The sequence below is a fragment of the Psychrobacter sp. 1U2 genome (assembly GCF_051847575.1).
The window spans coordinates 1-1,028 of record NZ_JBPYDC010000492.1 but is presented as its reverse complement, the minus strand read 5'-3'; the positions used below and the strand labels follow the sequence as shown (position 1 = coordinate 1,028).

2 protein-coding genes are annotated in these 1,028 nt (G+C 44.9%); both read left to right on the top strand.

Annotated elements, in window-relative coordinates; genetic code table 11:
• Nucleotides 1-819, top strand: an 819-nt coding sequence (locus tag ACS8FD_RS16810) for an FAD-binding oxidoreductase (RefSeq protein ID WP_439276681.1), incomplete at its 5' end; no start/stop codon positions are given.
• 59 nt (nucleotides 820-878) lie between these two features.
• A partial coding sequence (locus ACS8FD_RS16805) for an SDR family NAD(P)-dependent oxidoreductase (RefSeq protein ID WP_439276682.1) occupies nucleotides 879-1,028 on the top strand: 150 nt, incomplete at its 3' end.

Here is a 1,028-nt window from a genome sequence, read left to right as displayed (position 1 = left end):
GATGCCCTGACAGAAGCTGAAGCTGCTGAAGGGTATGTACTCACCTGTCAGATGATTCCAGAAAGCGACTGCGTGATCAAAGTACCAACCTCCTCTGAAGCCTGCAAAGTCGGCAAGTCTGTATTCAAAGGCAAACTACAACAGCTGAATGTACTGTCAGAATCTACCATTCACTTTGGCGTCGAAGTCGACAATCCAGATGCACTAGTATTTTTGCCAGGCCAGTATGTCAATGTTAGTATTCCTGACTCTAACGAGACACGCTCCTATTCATTTAGCTCTATACCTAGTGCCAATCAGGCCGAATTTGTCGTCCGCAATATTCCTAACGGTAAAATGAGCACCTTTTTATCTGATACTGCGACTATAGGTCAAGAGATTAATTTTGAGGGTCCATTTGGTAGCTTTTACCTGCGCCCTCTAATTCGCCCGACCCTATTTCTAGCAGGCGGTACCGGTATCGCGCCTTTTTTATCGATGCTAAAAAGTTTAGAGGTGTCTGGTGCTCATCATCCTGTCAGAATGGTCTACGGCGTCACCAACGACTTTGATCTTATAGAAGTTGAGAAACTAGAAGAAGTCAAACAAAACCACCCTTGGTTTGACTACCGCACCTGTGTCGCCACTGAAGACAGCCAGCATGAGCGTAAAGGCTATGTTACCGGTCATGTTGATAATGAGTGGCTGAACGATGGTGACGTCGATGTCTACTTGTGTGGTCCGTTAGGGATGGTGGATGCGGTGAGTAATTGGTTAGACAGCAGTAATCTAAAACCGAGTAATTTTTACTATGAAAAATTCACGCCCAGTGAACAATAACGTAGCCTAGCCGTATTACTCTACTAGCAAAGCATGAGCAAGATTTTTAGGAGACTGTCATGAGTAAAAGATTTGATAATAAAGTATGTATCGTTACTGGTGCCGCCCAAGGCATCGGACGCGGAGTCGCTTTACGTTTAGCAAGTGAGGGCGGAAAAATCGTCATGGCAGACTTTTCTCCATTAATAGAAGAGGTGCTGGCTGAAATC